Source organism: Rhizobium sp. 25PS6 (genome assembly GCF_032464655.1).
Lineage (GTDB): Bacteria > Pseudomonadota > Alphaproteobacteria > Rhizobiales > Rhizobiaceae > Rhizobium > Rhizobium laguerreae.
This window is the reverse complement of record NZ_JAWDIV010000001.1, coordinates 429,545-448,725: the sequence shown is the minus strand read 5'-3', so window position 1 is coordinate 448,725 and position 19,181 is coordinate 429,545. Positions and strand designations below refer to the sequence as shown.

At 60.7% G+C, this 19,181-nt stretch carries 18 protein-coding genes and 1 pseudogene; 4 read left to right on the top strand and 15 right to left on the bottom strand.

Annotation, left to right across the window (positions count from 1 at the left end):
- Nucleotides 1-13: 13 nt before the first annotated feature.
- Both RWK44_RS01995 and RWK44_RS01990 read right to left on the bottom strand, forming a co-directional pair.
- Nucleotides 14-1,552 (bottom strand): sugar ABC transporter ATP-binding protein, encoded by a 1,539-nt coding sequence (locus RWK44_RS01995; protein WP_221999713.1) that lies wholly within the window; start codon nt 1,550-1,552, stop codon nt 14-16.
- A gap of 69 nt (nt 1,553-1,621) precedes the next feature.
- Nucleotides 1,622-2,650 carry a substrate-binding domain-containing protein gene (locus RWK44_RS01990; protein WP_077976937.1) on the bottom strand — a complete coding sequence of 343 codons (1,029 nt, stop codon included), beginning with the start codon at nt 2,648-2,650 and terminating at the stop codon, nt 1,622-1,624.
- Between the two features lie 325 nt (nt 2,651-2,975).
- Here RWK44_RS01990 and RWK44_RS01985 point away from each other — a divergent pair, with 325 nt between their 5' ends.
- Both RWK44_RS01985 and RWK44_RS01980 read left to right on the top strand, forming a co-directional pair.
- A complete protein-coding gene (locus tag RWK44_RS01985; protein ID WP_316028297.1) occupies nt 2,976-3,410 on the top strand; it encodes a DUF2231 domain-containing protein in 435 nt (144 codons plus the stop codon).
- On the top strand, nt 3,410-4,987 hold the full coding sequence (locus RWK44_RS01980) for a PQQ-dependent sugar dehydrogenase (protein WP_316028296.1): 1,578 nt from the start codon (nt 3,410-3,412) through the stop codon (nt 4,985-4,987). The genes RWK44_RS01985 and RWK44_RS01980 overlap by 1 nt, the downstream gene beginning before the upstream one ends.
- A gap of 81 nt (nt 4,988-5,068) precedes the next feature.
- On the opposite strand, the gene RWK44_RS01975 is transcribed toward RWK44_RS01980, so the two are convergent.
- The 12 genes from RWK44_RS01975 to RWK44_RS01920 all read right to left on the bottom strand — a co-directional run bounded on the left by RWK44_RS01975 (nt 5,069) and on the right by RWK44_RS01920 (nt 16,875).
- Nucleotides 5,069-6,010, bottom strand: coding sequence for an ABC transporter ATP-binding protein (locus tag RWK44_RS01975; RefSeq protein ID WP_316028295.1), 942 nt, complete (start codon nt 6,008-6,010; stop codon nt 5,069-5,071).
- Nucleotides 6,011-6,032: 22 nt separating this feature from the next.
- Entirely contained in the window at nt 6,033-6,668 is a 636-nt protein-coding gene (locus tag RWK44_RS01970; protein WP_221999674.1) for an ABC transporter permease, read from the bottom strand.
- Complete coding sequence (locus RWK44_RS01965) at nt 6,665-7,297, bottom strand: ABC transporter permease (protein WP_131641260.1); 633 nt, start codon at nt 7,295-7,297, stop codon at nt 6,665-6,667. The genes RWK44_RS01970 and RWK44_RS01965 overlap by 4 nt, the downstream gene beginning before the upstream one ends.
- 37 nt (nt 7,298-7,334) lie before the next feature.
- The gene (locus tag RWK44_RS01960; protein ID WP_316028330.1) at nt 7,335-8,153 is read right to left on the bottom strand and encodes a phosphate/phosphite/phosphonate ABC transporter substrate-binding protein; all 819 of its coding nucleotides are present in this window, start codon (nt 8,151-8,153) and stop codon (nt 7,335-7,337) included.
- A 6-nt stretch (nt 8,154-8,159) separates the two neighbouring features.
- Nucleotides 8,160-9,164, bottom strand: a complete 1,005-nt coding sequence (locus RWK44_RS01955; RefSeq protein WP_316028294.1) for an ornithine cyclodeaminase family protein — start codon at nt 9,162-9,164, stop codon at nt 8,160-8,162.
- A gap of 118 nt (nt 9,165-9,282) precedes the next feature.
- A complete protein-coding gene (locus RWK44_RS01950; RefSeq protein WP_206106405.1) occupies nt 9,283-10,215 on the bottom strand; it encodes a glycine betaine ABC transporter substrate-binding protein in 933 nt (310 codons plus the stop codon).
- A 69-nt stretch (nt 10,216-10,284) separates the two neighbouring features.
- Nucleotides 10,285-11,790 (bottom strand): HAL/PAL/TAL family ammonia-lyase, encoded by a 1,506-nt coding sequence (locus RWK44_RS01945; protein ID WP_316028293.1) that lies wholly within the window; start codon nt 11,788-11,790, stop codon nt 10,285-10,287.
- Nucleotides 11,787-12,554: a histidine utilization repressor gene (gene hutC, locus RWK44_RS01940; protein WP_168280897.1), complete on the bottom strand. Its 768-nt coding sequence runs from the start codon at nt 12,552-12,554 to the stop codon at nt 11,787-11,789. Before hutC ends, RWK44_RS01945 begins: the two co-directional genes overlap by 4 nt.
- Nucleotides 12,551-13,399, bottom strand: a complete 849-nt coding sequence (locus RWK44_RS01935; protein WP_316028292.1) for a MaoC family dehydratase — start codon at nt 13,397-13,399, stop codon at nt 12,551-12,553. Before RWK44_RS01935 ends, hutC begins: the two co-directional genes overlap by 4 nt.
- Nucleotides 13,396-14,202, bottom strand: a complete 807-nt coding sequence (locus RWK44_RS01930) for an SDR family NAD(P)-dependent oxidoreductase (protein ID WP_168280901.1) — start codon at nt 14,200-14,202, stop codon at nt 13,396-13,398. Before RWK44_RS01930 ends, RWK44_RS01935 begins: the two co-directional genes overlap by 4 nt.
- The gene (locus RWK44_RS01925) at nt 14,199-15,749 is read right to left on the bottom strand and encodes an acyl CoA:acetate/3-ketoacid CoA transferase (protein ID WP_316028291.1); all 1,551 of its coding nucleotides are present in this window, start codon (nt 15,747-15,749) and stop codon (nt 14,199-14,201) included. Before RWK44_RS01925 ends, RWK44_RS01930 begins: the two co-directional genes overlap by 4 nt.
- A 100-nt stretch (nt 15,750-15,849) precedes the next feature.
- Complete coding sequence (locus tag RWK44_RS01920; protein ID WP_316028290.1) at nt 15,850-16,875, bottom strand: YeiH family protein; 1,026 nt, start codon at nt 16,873-16,875, stop codon at nt 15,850-15,852.
- 101 nt (nt 16,876-16,976) lie between these two features.
- Between RWK44_RS01920 and RWK44_RS01915 the strand changes: the two genes are divergently transcribed.
- Together RWK44_RS01915 and RWK44_RS35015 are read left to right on the top strand one after the other, a co-directional pair.
- Nucleotides 16,977-17,900, top strand: a complete 924-nt coding sequence (locus RWK44_RS01915) for a LysR family transcriptional regulator (RefSeq protein ID WP_077976924.1) — start codon at nt 16,977-16,979, stop codon at nt 17,898-17,900.
- A 120-nt stretch (nt 17,901-18,020) separates the two neighbouring features.
- Nucleotides 18,021-18,106 (top strand): annotated as a pseudogene (locus RWK44_RS35015) (type II toxin-antitoxin system VapC family toxin); the annotation flags it as partial.
- Nucleotides 18,107-18,151: 45 nt separating this feature from the next.
- Here RWK44_RS35015 and RWK44_RS01910 read toward each other — a convergent pair.
- Nucleotides 18,152-18,964 carry an AraC family transcriptional regulator gene (locus tag RWK44_RS01910; RefSeq protein ID WP_376774217.1) on the bottom strand — a complete coding sequence of 271 codons (813 nt, stop codon included), beginning with the start codon at nt 18,962-18,964 and terminating at the stop codon, nt 18,152-18,154.
- Nucleotides 18,965-19,181: the final 217 nt, after the last annotated feature.

The window sequence follows — 19,181 nt, the reverse complement described above, 5'->3', positions numbered from 1 at the left end:
CCCTGCTTTTTCCCTATGCGGCATGCTCTGATGCCTTTGAATTGTTGTGGCCGCCGATACCCGAGGCGAGCCGCATGATCACTTCCTCCGTCATCGCCTCGCCTTCGACCTCGCCTGCCACTGTACCTTCGTGGATGACCAGCACTCGGTCGCACAGGCCGAGAAGCTCCGGCAGTTCCGACGAGATGACGACGATGCCGATGCCGGAGCGCGCGAGATCGCGCAGCAGCCGGTGGATTTCCGATTTGGCGCCGACATCGATGCCGCGGGTCGGCTCATCCATCAGGATGACCTTGGGATTGACCGCCAGCTGCTTGGCAATCGCCACCTTCTGCTGGTTTCCGCCGGACAGCGATGAGACCGGCATGTCGATGCCACCCATCCGCACGCCGAGCCGCCGGACCAGGTTGTGGGCACGATCCGCCTCGGCCTTGGAATTCAACAGCCCCAGCGGTCCGGTCAGCGATTTCAAATCGAGAACAGCAATGTTCTGGGCAATGGAAAGATCGAGGAAAATGCCGGAGCCTTTCCGGTCTTCCGACAGGTAGACGACGCCCGCCTGCGCCGCCTGCGCATAAGAGCGCGCCCGCAGCCGCTGTCCATGCAGCCGCACCTCGCCGTCGGTTACCAGCCGCAACCCGCAAATGCCTTCGGCTATCTCGGTGCGGCCCGAGCCGATCAGCCCGCCGACGCCCAGAATTTCCCCTTTGCGCAGGTCGAAGTTCACATCCGTGAAGCGGCTGCCGTCGCCGAGATTGCGGACGCTCAGAATGATCTCATCGGTCCGCTCCGCCGGCGCCTGCTTTTCCGGATAAAGCTGGGTGATCTCGCGCCCGACCATCCGGCGCACCACATCATCCGGCGTCACGTCCGCCACTTTCTCCGTCGAGACGTAGCGGCCATCGCGAAACACGCTGACCCGGTCGCACAGGCTGAAGATTTCGGCCATGCGGTGGCTAATATAGATGATCGAAATACCCTGCGCCTTCAGGTCGCGGATGATTGCGAACAGGATCTGCGTCTCCGATTCCGTCAATGCCGCCGTCGGTTCGTCGAAGATCAGCACCCGGCAATCGAGCGTCAGCGCCTTGGCGATCTCGACAAGCTGCTGGCTGGAAATCGACAAGTCGCCGACTTTGCGGCGCACGTCGATCGGCGCCAGACGGTTCATCACGACCTGCGCATCCCGCTCCAGCCTGTTATAGTTCATGAAAGGCGAGCGGCGGCGGTTGGTCGCGGCCATGAACATGTTCTCGGCCACCGTCGCATCGGGGCAGAGCGCAATTTCCTGATGCACGAGGCCAAGCCCGAGCGCTTGCGCCACGGCCGGCGACGTCACCTTTACCGGCACGCCGTCGACGAGAACGTCCCCCTCGGTCGGCTGCAGCACGCCGGCAATGATGTTCATCAGCGTCGACTTGCCCGCGCCGTTTTCGCCGCAAAGCGCATGAACCTCGCCTCTTTCCAGGCTGAAGCTCACCTCCGTCAACGCCTTCACCGCACCGAAGTGCTTGCTGACATTGCGGATTTCCAGAACCGGCACCGACGCCATCATCGACTCCTCCTCACGCTCGCGGTGGCTGTCCGGCGCTTCACGCCCCGGACAGCCGGCACAAAAGGCTTACTCCTCGATGCCTTTGGTGCCCCTCCGCTTCAGATACTTGTCCCAGTAGAAGTCGTCAGCATTGGCAGCCGTGACGATCGACAGACCGTTGTCGACGAACGGAATGCTCATCGGATTGAAGCCGACGCGCTTGGCGTCGTTCATCGGGTCGATGAGTTCTGGATGTTTTGCAAGCCACAGGAGCATGAAGCCCATGTAACCCTGCATGCCCTGGTTCGGATTGATCGAGCCGAACACTTCGCCCGCCTTGATCATGTCGAGAATGTTGGCGTTGACGTCGGCGCACATCACGAGGATCTTGCCGCCGCTTTCCTTGTTGGCCTGAGAAGCGCCGATGGCCGAGTTCGCTTCCGGCATGAAGACGGCGCCGATGTTCGGATGTGCCTGCACCAGGCTCATCAAGCCCTGATAGGCCTTGTTCGGGTCCTGGTTGGACGCAGCGCGGCCGACCAGCTTCATGTCAGGATATTTTTCCTCCATACGGGCGATGAAGGCGGCGATACGCTTGTCGTGGTTGTCCTGGCCCGGATTTTCCAGAACGGCATATTCACCCTTGCCACCCATCTTTTCGGCAATCGCGTCGGCCGCATAGGTGCCTTCGCGGGTATTGTCCGACGTGACGAACGAGATGCGCTTGGAAAGCGGCGCATCGGCCGCGAAGGTCACGACTGCCGTGCCCTGGTCGATCGCCCGGTTGATCGGCTCGATGAACGGGTCGGAGTTCATCGGGTGAACGAGAATACCGGCCGGGTTCTGGGCCAGCGCCTGGTCGAAGGTGGCGATCTGTTTGTTGACGTCATATTCCGGCGTGCCGGTATAGGCGGTCTCGCAACCGAGCTGCTGACCGGCCTGCTTGAACATTTCATAGACCGGGAACCAATATTCGACGCCCGATACCATGACATTCATGACGTATTTTTCACCGGGCTTGCAGCGGAAGGGATTTTCCGTGTCCGCGCTGGCAAAGCCGGCGAAAAGCGTCGACGCAAGGACCGCCAATGCGGTCGTGCTTAGAAATTTGCGCAAGTTTCCTCCTCGAGGCCGAAGCCCCTCCCAAATATCCGGCGGCGCCTCAGCGGCTGCCGATGATCCATTGAAGACCGGAGTTCCTCCTCGAAGTCCGGTATGGGCAGATAATCGCAACGGCAGAGCTCTGTCAATATAATTCACACAGTGAAATATATTTCACAAAAGACTGTGTGGCGGAATGTCGATGGCGCCTTAGGGACAGAGCAGGTGAGCAGTTATTTGAGTGACGAAGGTTGCTCTTTCGAAGGAGCGGCAGCGGAACCATCTGCTCCCGCCGCGGGTTGGATAGGCATCCTCAAGCTCTCAGCCCACGGAGCATGCCATGGCTATATCCGCCAGCAATCGAGACTCGGCCGCCTATCCGATGCAGTCGCTGTTTGTCCCGTTTCCCTTCGTCTGCTTCACGCTCGCGCTAGCGACCGATATCGCTTTCTGGCAGACCGGCAATCTGATGTGGCAGAATTTCTCTGCATGGTTGCTGTTCGCCGGGCTTATGTTGGGCTCGCTTGCAATTCTGGCCGGATTGATGGATCTGATGCGTCCCGGCACCCGCCCTTTGCGGCCGCCGCTCCTGTCCGCGCTCCTCTATCTGATCATACTGGGCATCGCCTTTGCCAACAACCTTGTCCATGCCGGCGATGGATGGACGGCCGTAGTCCCATATGGACTGATGCTTTCGGCCCTCACCTTTGTCTTGTGCCTGGTGGCCGCAGCAGTTTCCGCTCGAAAATATGCCAGACTGGCCTGGAGGATATGATGAAAAAATCCCAGATTCTCGGCGCTTCGGTTCTGTCGATATCTCTTGGCGTCGGTCTTGCCGCTTACGCTCAAAGCGGAGATTTTGATATCTCTCAGCAGATCGGACCGAATCCCGTCCTTCCGGAACCAACCGCCTCACTGGTGCCTGATCTGAAGGTAGCGGAGGTCGTTGGCTGGAAGGATGGTGAGACGCCGGCCGCCCCGAACGGTTTGACGGTCACTGCTTACGCCAATGACCTCGCCAATCCGAGAACAGTCCACACCTTGCCGAACGGCGACGTACTGGTGATTCAGTCGCGCGGCCCATCAGGCAAACCGACCTCACGGCCGAAGGATTTGATCCGGGGCTGGATCATGTCGATCGCTCGTGGTGGCGGCGGCCAGCAGAAGGAAAGCAACGTCATCACACTGCTGCGTGACGCGAACCGCGACGGCAAAGTGGATGAGAGGCACGATCTTCTGAAGAAACTCGATTCGCCGTTCGGTGTCGCCTGGGTCGACAACACGCTCTATGTCGCCTCGACGTCCGCCATTCTCGCCTACCCCTATGAACTTGGTCAGAATAGAATCACTACCCAACCGAAAACTCTGACGCCCTTGCCCGGTGGTCCGATCAATCATCACTGGACCAAGGACCTGGCGCTGAGCCCCGATGGGCAGATGCTTTACGTCTCGGTCGGCTCGAATTCCAACGTCGCCGAGAACGGGCTTGAAGCAGAAAAGGGCCGTGCGGCGATCTGGCAGGTCGACCGGCACACCGGCGCGGCGCGCGTCTTCGCCTCAGGTCTGCGCAATCCGAACGGCCTTACCTTCAACCCGGACACAGGGACGCTCTGGACGGTCGTCAACGAGCGCGACGAACTCGGTCCAGACCTCGTTCCCGATTACATGACCTCGGTCAAGGAAGGAGGTTTCTATGGCTGGCCATGGAGCTACTATGGCAAGCATGTCGATGCGCGCGTGCATCCGCCGCGTCCCGACATGGTCGAAAGGGCGATCCCACCGGATTATTCACTGTCGAGCCATGTCGCCGCGCTCGGACTGACCTTCTCGATGAATTCAGCGCTGCCGGCCGCTTACGCCAACGGCGCCTTTATCGGTGAGCACGGCAGTTGGAATCGGGACAGCTTCAACGGCTACAAAGTCGTGTACGTGCCATTCGAAAACGGCAAGCCATCCGGCAAGGCGCAGGACGTCGTCACGGGCTTTATCCAGGGCGACCAGGCGAAGGGGCGGCCGGTCGGCGTCGAGATCGACGGGACGGGAGCGCTGCTCGTCGCCGATGACGCCGGCAATACCGTCTGGCGCGTATCGTCGTCCGACGGCAAAATCACGCCACAGCCAATCGGCACGGACCAGGTAAAATTGCAAGTTTCGACGAACTCCGCGAGAGATCAGACCCCCGATGTAGATCCGAACATCGGAACGGAAATGACGGGGTCGGTTGCTCAATCCCAGACGCCGCCTGCGTCGCCCGATAACCGCCCGACCGGCCTGGCACCACCACCTTCCGGCCAACAACAGGATGAGCGCCGGCCTGCGCAGATGCAGATTGCCCCTGCAACCGGTCCTTAAATTCGGAGGTGTAGAATCCGAAGCTCCGCATGGAGCCTACGGCCATTCCGACCACAATTCCGGACGCAGGACCGAATTGCTCTACAGCCGATTGGCGCGCAATAGAGTGGCACGAGACAAATACCCCGCAAGCGTCCCATCGGCGGCCCTGATGTGCAGGCCCGGCATCTCGCCGGAGAGAATGAGCGCCAAGGCGTCGTGAACCGTGGCGTCAGCGGCGATATCTGCATCGCCATTCGATGGTTCCGGCGCCGTCATGATCATCGATACGGCAATCAAGCTCAACCTTTTTATGGCCCGGTCGGGCCCGAGGAAACTCTCGACGAATTCATTGACGGGACGCGCGAGGATTTCCTGCGGGCTATCGTATTGAAGGAGGCGGCCATCCCGCATGATGGCGATACGATCACCCATCTTGATCGCCTCATCGAGATCGTGGGTGACGATGACGACGGTCTTCTTCACCTTCCTGAGAATATCGCGGAATTCGTCCTGAAGCCGAACGCGGGTGATCGGATCGATCGCGCCGAACGGTTCGTCCATCAGCATGATTGCAGGGTCGGCGGCGAGCGCGCGCGCGAAACCGACACGCTGACGCTGCCCGCCCGACAATTCGTGCGGCAGGCGCTGCCGCATGATGGCTGGATCAAGTCCCACGAGATCCAGCAGTTCGTCGACCCGGCGATCGCTGCGCGCCTTTTCCCAACCGAGAAGCCGCGGCACGGTCGCGACATTGCGTGCGATCGACATATGCGGAAACAGACCGACTTGCTGGATGACATAACCTATGCTGCGGCGCAGCTCTTTCTGATCGACCCGGGCGATGTCTCTGCCATCGACCAGCACACGCCCCGCCGTGGGCGTCTCCAACTGATTGATCATCCGCATGGTCGTGGTCTTGCCGCAGCCCGACGGACCGATCAGGGCAACCGTCGTACCGGTCTCGATCAGGAGATCGAGATTGTCGACCGCATGCGAGCCGCTTCCGTCGTAATTCTTCGTAACATGGTCGAGATGAATCATCCTGATATCCGCTTTCGGCCGCTTAGCGCCGTTGAGTGAAGACGCGCTCCAGGGCGCCGAACGCCAATTCCGCAAAGATCGCGAGCAGCGCGATCGGAACCGCTCCGACGAGAAGGCGCGGCATGTTCATGATCGCAATGCCGGCATTGATGAAATCGCCAAGCCCGCCGCCGCCGATGAAGGAGGCCAGCGCCGCCCCGCCGATCACCTGGATGGCACTCGTCCTGACGCCCGACAGAATCGAGGGCACGGCCAGAGGAAGTTCGATCTCCCACAGCATCTGCCCGGCGCTCATGCCCATTCCATCTGCCGCATCGATCACCGAGGCGTCGATCTCGCGGATGCCGATGATCGTGCTCAACAGCAGCGGCGGCACGGCAAGGACGATGAGGGCGACCACCGACGGCAATAATCCGATGCCGAGAAACGGCATCGCCGCCGACAGGATCGCAAGGCTCGGTATGGAGCGCAAGGCGCCGGCAATATTGACCACGGTAAAGGCGGCGCGAGGTGCCCGTGCGACGGCAAATCCGAGTGGCACGGCAATGACGAAGGCGATGCCGAGCGATAGGACGCACATCAACAGATGGCGATTGAAAGCATTGAAGAAGCTACTGGAGTTGTTGAAGATCCAGCTGAATGCATCGATAACGATCATGCTGCTCTACCTCCACTGCGCCGGCGCAGCAGCTTTTCGAAGGATGCAAAACAGTAGTCGGCAAAGAGCGCCAGAAATGACGTCAGCAGCCCGCCGGCGATGATCTTTTCGGGGAACCGCTGGTCGATGCCTTCGAAAATGATGACGCCCAGCCCGCCGGCATTGATATAGGCGGCAACGGTCGCGATGCCGATGACCGTCACCATAGCAATGCGGATACCGCCGACGATATAGGGCATCGCCAGCGGCAGCTCGACTTCCCAGATCCGGCGCGCCGTGCCGTAGCCCATGCCATCGGCAGCTTCGAGTATGTCACGCGGAATTGCCTGAAAGCCCATGCCGATATTGCGGATCAGGATCATCAGCGAGTAGGCGGCAAGACCTGTTATAGCGGGTGCCGCTCCGATCCCCATGATCGGGATGAGAAGAGCAAACAGCGCCAGGCTCGGCACGGCGAACAGGATACCGGTGAAGATGATGATAACCGCGAAGCTCCGCGGCCGCCTTGCCGCCCATATCCCGACGATCAGCGAGATCACCAGGGCAATGCCGACCGAGGAAAAAACCAGATACAGGTGCTCCAACAGCGCTTCGAACAGTCGGTCGAGGTGTTTAGGGACCCATTTCATCGTCGAGACCTCCGCGCCCGGGCGCTCGTCCGCCTGTCTACCATGAGATCCCCAATCTGCGATCGGCCTCGTCGGCTCTCTGCGGCAGGACATCGTAGGCCGACGGAGCGACCGCCGAAAATCGCCTGAGGCCGAGCCGTTCCAAACCCGCCGCTCCCTCAGGCGTTTCATGCAACGTCACGAGGCTCCGCTGTAACGCTGAGGCGATGTCCGTTGGCAATGTTTGCGCGGCAACCAACAGCGGCGCGGGAAGCGGATCAGTCGTCGCCAGAATACGAAGACCATCGATCGCGTCGCGTTCGTGCAGCGACAACAATTGGAACGCATAGGCGTCGATCGCGCCCGCATCGATCCTGCCATCCTTGAGGGCTGCGACGATGCCTGAGGGGTTGAGCAGCGGTCCAACCGTCGTGCTCTGCTTCATCGTGCCTGCAAATCGGCCTGCAAGGTAGGAGCGCGCAGCATGGTAGCCGGATTGGGAATCGCGGACGGTCCAGCCCCAACGTGCCGTAGCGTGATCCGCCACCGCGCTCACCGGCCCGGTGGAGGCGACGAGGATGTGGCTGGCATAGAGTGGTTGGTCCACAGACCATGCTTCGCTGGAGACGGCTGCAGCAAGGGCAGTCGGTCTCGCTGCCTCGGGCATGCGCGAAAACGGATAGCCGCACATGAACACCGCCCCCATGTCCGGCCTTGCCCATAAAGCCGACAAGGGTGCTGGTGCTGGATGGCCGATGATCTCCAGCTCGACGCCGGAACGTAGGCTGACCAACGCAAACAGCGCGTCCCACAGGCCGCGAATGCGCGGGCTGAGATTATACATTCTCGAACACGCGATTGGCTTGAACATGACCATGGCCATTTATGCGAACCGCAGGCGCTGGCCGATATTCATCTCCCTGGCCTTCTCCACCATCGCGGCGCCGAGCGCCACGTCGGTCGTGCTGAGGCCGCGATGCCAGAACAGGATCGTCTCCCCGTCGCTTTCGCGGCCGGGTTTCATGCCGCAGACGATCTGGCCGATTTCGGCATGCAGGTTCTCGGCCGTCACCTTGCCCTCGTCGACGTGACGGCGAAGCGCTCCGAAAGGCTTGCCGGGGCCGCATTGTCCCCAATCGTCGACGACGACCTTGTCCATGATATCGGTGAGATCGAATTCAAGCGCGCTCATCGTGCCATAGGGTACGACGAAGGCTCCCTTCTTCACCCATTCCGTCTTGAACAGCGGCGCCGGTTCCGGCAGACGGCTGGCCTCGACCATGATATCGGCGCCCTTGAGGCAATCCTCCCAATTGTCGGTGACGACGATCTTCTTGCCGAGATCCGCCTCAAGACGCTTTGCGAAGGCATCGCGACTTTCCGGGCGGCGCGAATGCACGCGGATTTCATCGAAGTCGAAGAGATGGTCGAGAAGGCGAACGTTCCAGTAGGAGGTTCCGCGGGCACCGATATGGCCGAGAATCTTGCTGTCCTTGCGGGCGAGATGTTTTGCGCCAAGGGCGGTCACGGCGCCGGTGCGCATATCGGTGATAGCAGTTGCGTCGATGATGGCCTTCGGCACGCCCGTGTTCGGGTCGAACAGGTTGAGAACCGCAAGCTCCGAGGGCAGATCGACTTTGTAGTTGTCGACGAAGTCGCCGACGACCTTGACGCCGGCATAGTTCAGCGCTTTGACATAGCCGCGAAGCACGTTGAAATGGCCCTTGTCGGAGCTCTCCGGCACAAGATGAACACGCGGCTCGATGACGGTTTCGCCCCTGCCCTGCGCATCCAGCGCTTTCGACACCGCATCGAGAATCTCGTCATTCGTCAGCGCCAGCGCCTTGGCATCGAGGGCGTTGAGATAATCGATCCAGATTTCCTGCATTTCCCGCTTCTCCACATTCCTGTCCGGCTGCTGAACGGACGGATTTTCGAACAAACACCGTAAGAGGATCGCCACGCCAGGTCGCGGCCGGATCGATACCCGGCCGCGGGCGTGACAATCATTTCGGCAGCAGGCCGTTTTCCTTGAGGAATTCGACCGCAACGTCCTTGGCTTCCTCGTGATCGGTCTCGACCTTGGCATTGAGGACGCGCATTTTCTCGTTGTCGAGATGAGTGCCGACCGCTTCCAGCAGTTCGGCGACTTTCGGATTGGCCTTCAGCACGTCCTGGCGGACAACAGGGGCCACGTAGTAGGGCGGAAACAGACCCTTGTCGTCTGCCAGCGGCACGAGCTGCTTCGAGCCGATCTGCCAGTCGGTCGCGGCACCATTGGCGACGTCAATGTCCTTTTGTTCCAGTGCGTCATAACGAAGGCCAAGCTTGGCAAACTGCTTGAACTCCTTGAACTCGGCGTCATAGACACGCTTCAGGCCTGGCAGGCCATCGGCGCGGTCCGGAAATTCAGCGCCGCCGCCGAAGACCAGGGTCTTGGAAACCTTGGCGAGGTCCGACAGGCTTTTCAGATTGTTGGCCTGCGCCGTTTCCTGCCGGACCACGATGACATAACCATTGTTGATGCCGCTCGGCTTCAGCCAGGTGAGGTTGAACTGCTTGGCGTAGAAATCCTTGACCTGAGTGTAAACCTTCTCAGCGTCGGTCGACATCTCACCCTTGACGACAGAAGCGAGCGCCGTGCCGGTATATTCCGGATAGAGATCGATCTCGCCGGCCACCAATGCCTGGTGCGCAATCAGCGTGCCGCCGAGGTTGATCTTGCGCTCGACGGTGATGCCGGCATTTTCCAGAACGGCGGCGTACATTTCGGCGAGAATGAACTGCTCGGTGAAGTTCTTGCTGCCGACCTTGATGGTCTCTGCGGATGCAGACTGGAACATGGCGGCTGCCATGAAGCCGGCTGCAAAAATGCCTTTTGTCCAATTTTTCATAGTCATTCCCTCTTGTTGACTTTTCAATGAACGGACTGACGGCATTCTCCTGAATGACCATCAGCAGGACCGGTCGGCGCCCTGCCCTTCTTGCCGGGGCAGTGGCGAACCGGCTTATTGCGGGCCACGCCCGATCAATGCGGCAATCGTTGCAAAATCCGGCCCTTGCGCCCGATCCTCTTCAAGCGGCGGGACGTAGTTGCGGACAAAGGCATAGGCTTCCGCCGATCCCTTGCCCAATTCGCCTGAGACGCCTCTGAGCTCGACGGCCTGTACCGAAGCAATCAGTTCGATGGCGGTGAGATAGCGCAGGCGCTCGACGATCGCCTGCGCCTTTGCCAAAACGCTCGGAGCCATCGATGCCTGGTCTTCGACGCCATCGGCAACAGGAATGGGCGAAAGCGAAACAGGCATCGCCAGATGGCGAATTTCGGCTTCCATGGCCGAGACGGTCTTTTGCACGGTCGCAAAACCGGTACGGCTCTGACCCATCGGGGTCAGGAAACGTGGCAGGTCGGACATGCCAGGCGACATGATCTTCATGATCCGATAGGCGGTGCCTGCCGCACAATGCGCCATAGCCTGCTCCAGCCTTTCCCAGGCGAGCACAAAAGCGGTCATGTCAAAATTGCCGTGTGAAAGAATGACGCCCTCGGATGCGATCACGACAGGATTGTCACTGGAACTGACGAGCTCTATGTCGGTCGCCTGCCTTGCCTCATCGATCGCATGCCTCAACGCGCCCCAGACCTGCGGTGTGCAGCGGTAGCTCAAAGGATCCTGCAGACGCCTTGCTGCATCGGCGGCAAGCAAGGAGCTGCCCGAAAGAAGCTCCATCAGCTGAGCTGCGACGCGGCGCTGTCCAAAGGCCGGCCTTGCAGCCAGAGCGCGGTCGTCGAAGGCACTGACATTGGCCCGGAACGCTTCGAAATTGACGGCAATCGCCTTCAGGGACCAATCGAACAGCCGCTCGATATCCACAAGCGTCAAGCAGGCGAGGCCGATGGAGAGGCTGTTGGCAACAACAAGCGCATGGCCGTCCTTCGGCGCGAATTCGAGAGGCTTCAGGCCGGCCCTGTCAAGGGCGATGGCGGCCGGCAGCACTTCGCCGCCAAGCTCGATCTCACCGAAGCCCAGAAGGCCCCGGCTCATATGGGCAAGCGGCGCCAAATCCGCCGCACCGATCGAGCCCAATGAGGGGACGACAGGATGCACACCGGCATTGATGGCGGCGATCAGACCCTGGAAGACTTTCAGCGAAACGCCGGAGCCGCCCGCCGCCATGCCGGCGGCCCTGACCGCCATCATCGCCCGCACGGATTCCTGGGCAAGCGGCGCTCCGACGCCGACCGAGCGGGCTTGCGGCACACGCATCTGGAACGCCACCAGATCTTCCGTTGCAAGTCTTGTATCGACCCCCGCCCCAAGTCCTGTCGTCAGGCCATAGACCGGCAGATCGCTTTCCGTATAGCGGTCGACGACGGCGCGCGCGGCCACAATCCGGGCATCGACCTCGGCGGATACCTCGACCCTTGCGTGCCGACGGGCAATTGCCGCGATGTCCTCGATCGTCGGCGGCGCCGCGCTGAAGATGATCGATGGAGAATTGGTGGCGCTCACTGTTTTTCTCCGAGAATGGCGACGGGCCTGGAGGGACCCTTGGTGGACCGTGCTTCCAGCCGATATTGCGCGCCGGGATAATATAACAGCGCACAGGTCACGACGGCCTCGCCTGACCAGGTTCTTCGAAAGACGCGCAGGCAAGGGTGGTCATTCCTCAGGCCAAGATATTTGCGTATCGTCGTATCCGGCCTGACAGCCTGGACGATATGTTCGAACGCCGTTATCGGAGCCACCTTCGTCAGATATTCATGCGGCGTCATGCTGCGGAAGTCGGTCGAGAGATAGTCGGGCGCGACCAGGGGATTGACGTAACGCTCCTCGACCTGAATCGGCTGGTCGTTTTCCATGTGCACGATCAGCGAATGCATCACTTCCGCGCCGAGGATGAGTTCGAGCGCATCGGCGACGTTGGCATCCGCCTTCATCAAGCCGGCCGCGACGACCGCCGCCTTATGCTTGTGACCCCGTTCCAGTATTTCGTCGGCTATGTTGCGAATTTGAAGCAGATCGACGTCGAGGTGCTTTGGCGAAACGAATGTTCCGATCCCGGCCGATCGCTTGAGAACACCCTCGAACATCAACTCCCGCAGCGCCCGGTTCGCCGTCATGCGGCTGACGCCGAATGCCGCCACCAACTCGCTTTCAGAAGATACCCGGTCTCCCGGCTGCAGCTTGCCCTCGGCGATCTCGGCCAGGATCTGCTCCTTGATCCTGATATAATGGCGCGCCTCGCCGGCGGCTGGTTTGAGCGCTTTTGTCATGACAACCTCGCCATACCATTATCGAGGATGGTAGCGCGCCGGGAAGCAACGAGCCCCCTGAAGCGAATCTCGGCATCGTTACGCCACATCTGCACGGTGATCGTTTCGCCGGGAAAGATCGGCGCGCTGAAACGCGCCGCGATGGCGCTCAAGCCGCTTGCCATGCCTGGATCGATGGCAGCGACGATGGCGTAGCCCGCATAACCGAAGCTGCACAGCCCATGCAGGATCGGCCGGTCAAAGCCGCTTTTGCCGGCGGCCTGCGGATCGACATGCAGCGGATTGAGATCGCCGTTCAGACGATAAAGCAGAGCGGCGTTGTCAGGAATGTGGACATTGAATTCAAGGTCCGGCTCTCTGTCCGGGACTTTGGACAGAGGTTCAGGTGCAGATCCCACTGAGCCGCATCCACCGTCGCCGCGGCACGCATTGGTCTGGACGATCGTTGCGATTGACTCATCACGTTCAGCGGTTGCGATCAGGCGCTCGAAGCTGACGAACATTCCTCTCTCAACGCCGCGGTCGACCACCGACAAGACGCGCGACCGGGAGATCAGCGGCACATCGAGGGGGACCGGCCGGTGGATCGTCAGGCGATGTTCGGAATGCACCAGACGTGCCCAGTCGACGCCCGTCTGCTGCATCCATGGCCCCGGATGTGCCACGATATTGGCAAGGGTCGGCGCGGTCACGAGATCGCGTTCATAGACGTATTTCAGTGCCGCGTCGGGTGCGTCGGTGCCGTAGCCAACCGACAGGGCGTAAAGGATGGCATCCCTTGCGGTAACCACATGTGTCGCCTGCGGCACCGGAAAGTCGAGGATGGATTGGGCCGACAGCGTCACGATGCGGCTCCCCCGGAAGTCGCGGGTTTGCGAACGCCACCGGACAGGCGGATACCGCCGTCCACGGAAAGCAATTCGCCGGTGACGAAGTCGGCACCCTGAACAAGCCAGACGATGGCGCCGGCAACGTCTTCCGGTGTTGCGACCCGGCCGAGCGGCGCGGTTTCCGAAAATCGCTTGGCAAGGGCTCCATAGGCATCCGGCCCGAGCGTGTCGCGCATCCAGCGCGTATCGATGATGCCGGGACAAACCGCGTTGACGCGGATATCGGGACCACAGGTGCGCGCCAAGGCCAAAGTCAGCGCATTCAGCGCGCCCTTGGAGGCCGTATAGGCAAGCGAGCTACCGCCGCCGGTAAAGGCAACGTTGGATGAGACATTGACGATCGCACCACCACCGCTGTCCCGCATCGCAGGCACCGCTGCCCGGCACATCTGATAGGCGCCGATGACGTTGACGCCGAAAACGCTCTGAAAGTCTTCGGCCGACAATGTCTCCAGATCGAAAGGATCGGATTTCACCGTCATTGCAGCATTGTTCACCAAGGCGTCGAGCCGCCCCCATCGATTGACGGTAATCGCGACCATCCGGCGGCAAGCCGCGTCGTCGGCAACGTCGGCCTGGACGATCTCTACCTCCGCGCCCAGGCTGCGGCAGATATCGCCGGTCTCATCGGCCTCTTTCTTGCTGCGGCTGTAGTTGACGACCACACGGGCACCGCCCTCGGCGAATTGCTTCACGCATGCAGCCCCGACACCCGTTGCCGAGCCCGTGACGATGATGGCGGCTCCATCGATTTTCATGGGGCAAAGTCCTTCATGGCAGGGGTCGAAAACAGGCGCGCATCCATCTGCTTCAGCTGGTCCGACACCGCGATGCCCTTCGGCAGGCGGTCGAGAACATCGGCGGCAAGATCGATGCCGGGGGCAAACTCCGTCAGCGTCAAGCATCCGCCGATCACCCGAAAAACGGCCCGCTCAGTGACGACGAGCTGTGATTGTCCCTCAGGCGCAAAGGCCGGGCTCGAACTGATCTGGTCGACAGCCTCGACGATCTTGCAGAGGCGGCCGTCCCTGACGATGTCGAGCCTGCCGTCGGCAACCGCAATTTCAGCGCCGCCAGCCGAAAATGCGCCGAGATAGACGACGTGCTTGGCCGTCTGCGAGATATTGGTGAACCCGCCGACCCCGACGATGGAATTATTGAAGCGGCTGACATTGACCGCCCCATGCCGATCCACCTCTGCCATGCCGAGGAAGGCGATATCCAGGCCGCCGCCGTCGTAAAAGTCAAACTGCGATGCCTGTGGGACGATGGCGGTCGGATTGACGGCAGCGCCGAAGGACAGCTCTTCGGCCGGCACGCCGCCGATGACGCCGGATTCGATCGTCACCGTATAATCGTCGAATCCCTCTTCGCTGGCGATACGGCCGATCCCGGCGGCAATGCCGATGCCGAGGTTGATCGTCGGGCGGTTCAGCGGCGCCAGTTCCAGGAAGGCGCGTCGCTGAATAATCTTATCGACCGACAGCGGCGCCGGCAGCAAGCGGCTCGCCGCCACCCGGACGCGTCCGGTATAGGCGATATTGTCGGTCTCGGCGAAACTGATGCCGTGCTGGGCCGGATCATCGCAGACGACGACATAATCGACGAGCGCCGCCGGGATACGAACATCGTTCGGCTGCAGCGAGCCGCGTTCGGCAATCCGTTTGACCTGCACGACGACAATGCCACCGGAGTTTCGCCCCGCCTGCGCCATGGCGAGCACGTCGAGGGGGAAGGCCTCGTCCTCGAGGGTGATGTTCCCATCTTCGTCGGCCGTCGTTCCGCGCAAGAGCACGCAGTCGAGCGGCATCGACGGATAAAGCAGCCATTCCTTGCCGCGCAACGACACACGCTCGACAAGCGGGCGCGGCGTCGTCGCATTCATGCGACCGCCGCCATGAAGCGGATCCATGAAAGAGCCGAGCCCGATATGGGTGACCACTCCAGGCTGACCGGCGGCAATCGCTCGATAGAGTTGCGCGATGACGCCCTGCGGCCAGCAATGCGCTTCGATCTTTTCCTCGATCGCAAGTTTTCCAAGGCGCGGCGTTCCGCGCCATCCCCCGGCAATCACGCAGGCGACCAGACCTTCATAACCGAAGTGCCCCATGCCGCGCGTCTGACGATCGCCCGTGCTGGCAGCAAACAGAAGCGTCAGGTTGCGGGGTTTTCCAGAGGCGAGGAAACGCTCCTCGACAGCGGCCGTGATGGCCTCGGGATGGCAGCATCCTCCAAAACCGGAAGCAGCGACAGTCATCCCGTCTTCGAGAAGATCCGCAGCTTGTTGTGAAGAGATGACCCGCATGACGATCTATGCTTCCGCCTGACCTGTATATACAGGCTAGCCGCTGATCGTTTGGAAGGCAACCGGAATCTTTGCAAGTATTTTGGGCATATCGCCTCGATCAGACGATATTCAGCAGCCCGATCAGGCAAAGCCCGAGAGCCCCGAGCGCCAACAGCGACAGCGCTGCGGCTGAAAGCACACGGCCGCCGGTATGGGCGACGGATCTGACATCAACGGAGAGGCCCAACGCGGCCATGGCGGTGACGGTGAAGGCGGCGGAGACAGCCGCCATTCCGGGCAACAGCGGTGCCGGGATCGCGTCGAGGGAACGAAGCGTCGCCATGGCTGCAAAACCGAGGATGAACCATGGGAGAAGATGGCGGAGATTGACTGGCGAACCGCCAGGGCGGCGGCCATGAACTGCGCCGAGCACGAGGATGACGGGTCCGAGCATCATCACGCGGATCAGTTTGACGAGCGTGCCCACCTGGGTGCTGACCACTCCGGCAGAGGCCGTGGCCGCCAAGACCTGCGGGACGGCATAGGCTGTCAGTCCTGCGAAAACGCCGTATTGCATTGCGCTGAGACCAAAGAGCAGGTGAAGAAGCGGCAGCGTCAGCACGGCGCCGATACCAAGCACTGCGGTAAAGGCTATCGAGGCCGCGATATCGTCCGGTTTGGCGCCGATCACCGGCGCTGCGGCGGCAATCGCGGAATTGCCGCAGATCGAGTTGCCGCAAGCAACCAACGTCGCCAGGCTGGCCGACAGCCCGAAGAGCCGCCCGATAACAAAGCTGCCGACCAAAGACAGAGCAACCAGAACGGCAATTCCGCCGACAAGCGGCAGTCCAGCCTGCCTGATAGCAGCCGTGCTGAGCGAGGCGCCGAGCAACACGACCGCAATCTCCAGGAGCGTCTTGGCGGCAAATTGGATGCCGGGAATGAAGGTCGGCGACAGGCAGATCGATGAGCGCACGGCAATGCCGATCAGAATGGCTAGCACGAGGCTCTCGATCCAATGCGAGCCGAAAATCATCATCTGCAGTTCTTCAACGAGAGACGCCGAGAGCGTGACTGCTGCACACAGGACGAGTCCCGGCAGGACGGCAGGAAGCGACAGGGAACGTGAGGCGGAAACGATCATCGGCTAGACCTTGCGGAAGACTGCAATCTCCCACACTCAATTGTCGACTTCCATTGAATAGTTTAGTATGTTTCATTCGGTAAAATCGAACGATCGAATCAATGACGTTTGAACAGCTTTCCATTTTCGTAGCGGTTGCCGAACGCGAGCATCTGACCAAAGCCGCCTTTGCGATCGGGCTCACGCCATCGGCCGTCAGTTCGGCTATCCGCAATCTCGAGACCTCCTATGGTGTCGAGCTTTTCCATCGCGTCGGACGCCGCATAGAGCTGACATATGAAGGACGGGTGTTTCTGGGAGAGGCTAGAGCGACGCTGGCGCGCGCAAAGGCCGCAGCGCTCGTCCTGTCCGATCTCGGCGGCTTGCAAAAGGGTGAACTGGTCGTTTTTGCAAGCCAGACGATCGCAAGCTATTGGCTACCGGCGATGCTGATGCGTTTCAAGATCCGCTATCCGGGCATTGACCTGAAGCTGATGATTGGCAACACCACCACGGCGGCAAAAGCGGTTCTCGATGGATTGGCCGAAGTCGGCTTCGTCGAAGGCAGCGTTGATGAGCCGGCGCTGCACGTTCAGCCGCTTGCCGAGGACGAACTCCTTGTCGTCGTCGGTCCGCGCCATCCCTGGGCGCGTGGCAAACCAATTGCACCGGCAGATCTGGTTTCGGGCACAAAATGGGTCATGCGGGAAAAGGGGTCCGGAACCCGATCGGCTTTCGAGGCGGCTATTTCCAATCTCGGCATAGACCCCGCAGACCTGGCTGTCGCGCTGCAACTGCCGTCGAACGAGGCAGTCATATCGGCAGCAAGAGAGGGCCTCTGCGCCACAGTCGTTTCGGGAGCCGTGGCAGCACCGCTCTTGACGCAAGGTCTGCTGGTAAAGGCGCGCTTCCCTCTGCCGTCCCGCCAATTTGCGATCCTGCGGCATAAACAAAGACACTCCAGTCGTGCCTCGCTGGCGCTGGAAACCATTTGCCGCGAGGACAAAGCTGCCGAAGTCCAGAATTGGGATGATTGGGCGCTCTAGCTGATCCAAGCCGCCGACGGTCTTTGTCGTTGCTGCTCAAAGGCGCGTCAGCGGTACTCTTCCACGCCCGCGGGAACGGCTTGGCCTGCTTCATGGCATTATGGTGGTCGCCACGCACGACGTCATGACATTTTCAACATGGGCATGGCTTCATGGATGCCCACTTGCTGCCATCGGTGCTCCTTGATCAGCGAGCGGGCTTATGGATGACATGCCAGCCAAATCCTGAAACAATGCTATCACGAGGCTCGCTAGATTGCGCGTCCGAAACTTGTCACCGCATCGTCTGATGCGTCCGACGTCACCGGCGCAACAGGTTTCGCGCGAAGCCGGCTTGCGTCGCGGGCGGGCGGAAGTCCGAACAGCCGCCCGTATTCCCGGCTGAATTGGGACGCGCTTTCATAGCCGACGGCGAAAGCGACACGGGCGGCGTCGCCCGGAGTCTCGAGCAACAGGCGGCGTGCCTCGTGGAGACGGAACCGCTTCTGATACTGGATGGGCGTCATGGTCGTTGCCGCCTTGAAATGGCGGTGGAACACCGAAGCACTCATTCCCGTCATCCGCGCCAGATCTTCGACCTTGAAAGATTCCGTGAAGTTTTCGCGAATCCAGGCGAGCGCCCGCCTGACCTGAGACTGGCGGCCGTCGATCTGTGCGATCTGCCGCAGCTTCGCTCCCTGCGGTCCCCGCAATAGGCGGAACAGGATTTCCCGCTCAATCATTGGTGCCATGACGGAAATTTCGTTTGGCCTATCGAGAAGTCGCATCATCCGTAGAAACGCTTCCTCGAGCTGAGGATCGGTCGGACTCACGCCGAGGCCACACAAGAATTCCGGATCGTGAACATCAGGCATCTCAATCAGAAGGTCGGCGATGTTACGGGCGTCAAAGCTGAACCCGACGCCGAGAAATGGCTTCTGGAGGCTCGCTTCGGATATTCTGCCAAAGACAGGAACCTCGACCGAGGCCACGAAGTAGCTGCCCGCTCCATAGTGCAATACGTTCTCGCCGCAAGTGATTGCCTTGGCGCCTTGTAACACCAAGCATATGACAAGCTCCGTCATGCCTGCCGTCGGCTCAGTCGTGCGTTCTGCTCTTAGCAAACCGACGCGTGGAATGGCGGTCGTCGTACGACCGCCACGCGAGTGCCTCTCGATCAGGGACCTTAGTTCTTCGCCCACATTGTCCATGCTGTTAAATTGCACCCTCCTCCAACGCGCGCAAGTCTTTCAGCAGGATTAGGCAAGAGTTCAATAGAATTTGGCACGCGGCCGGAAAGGC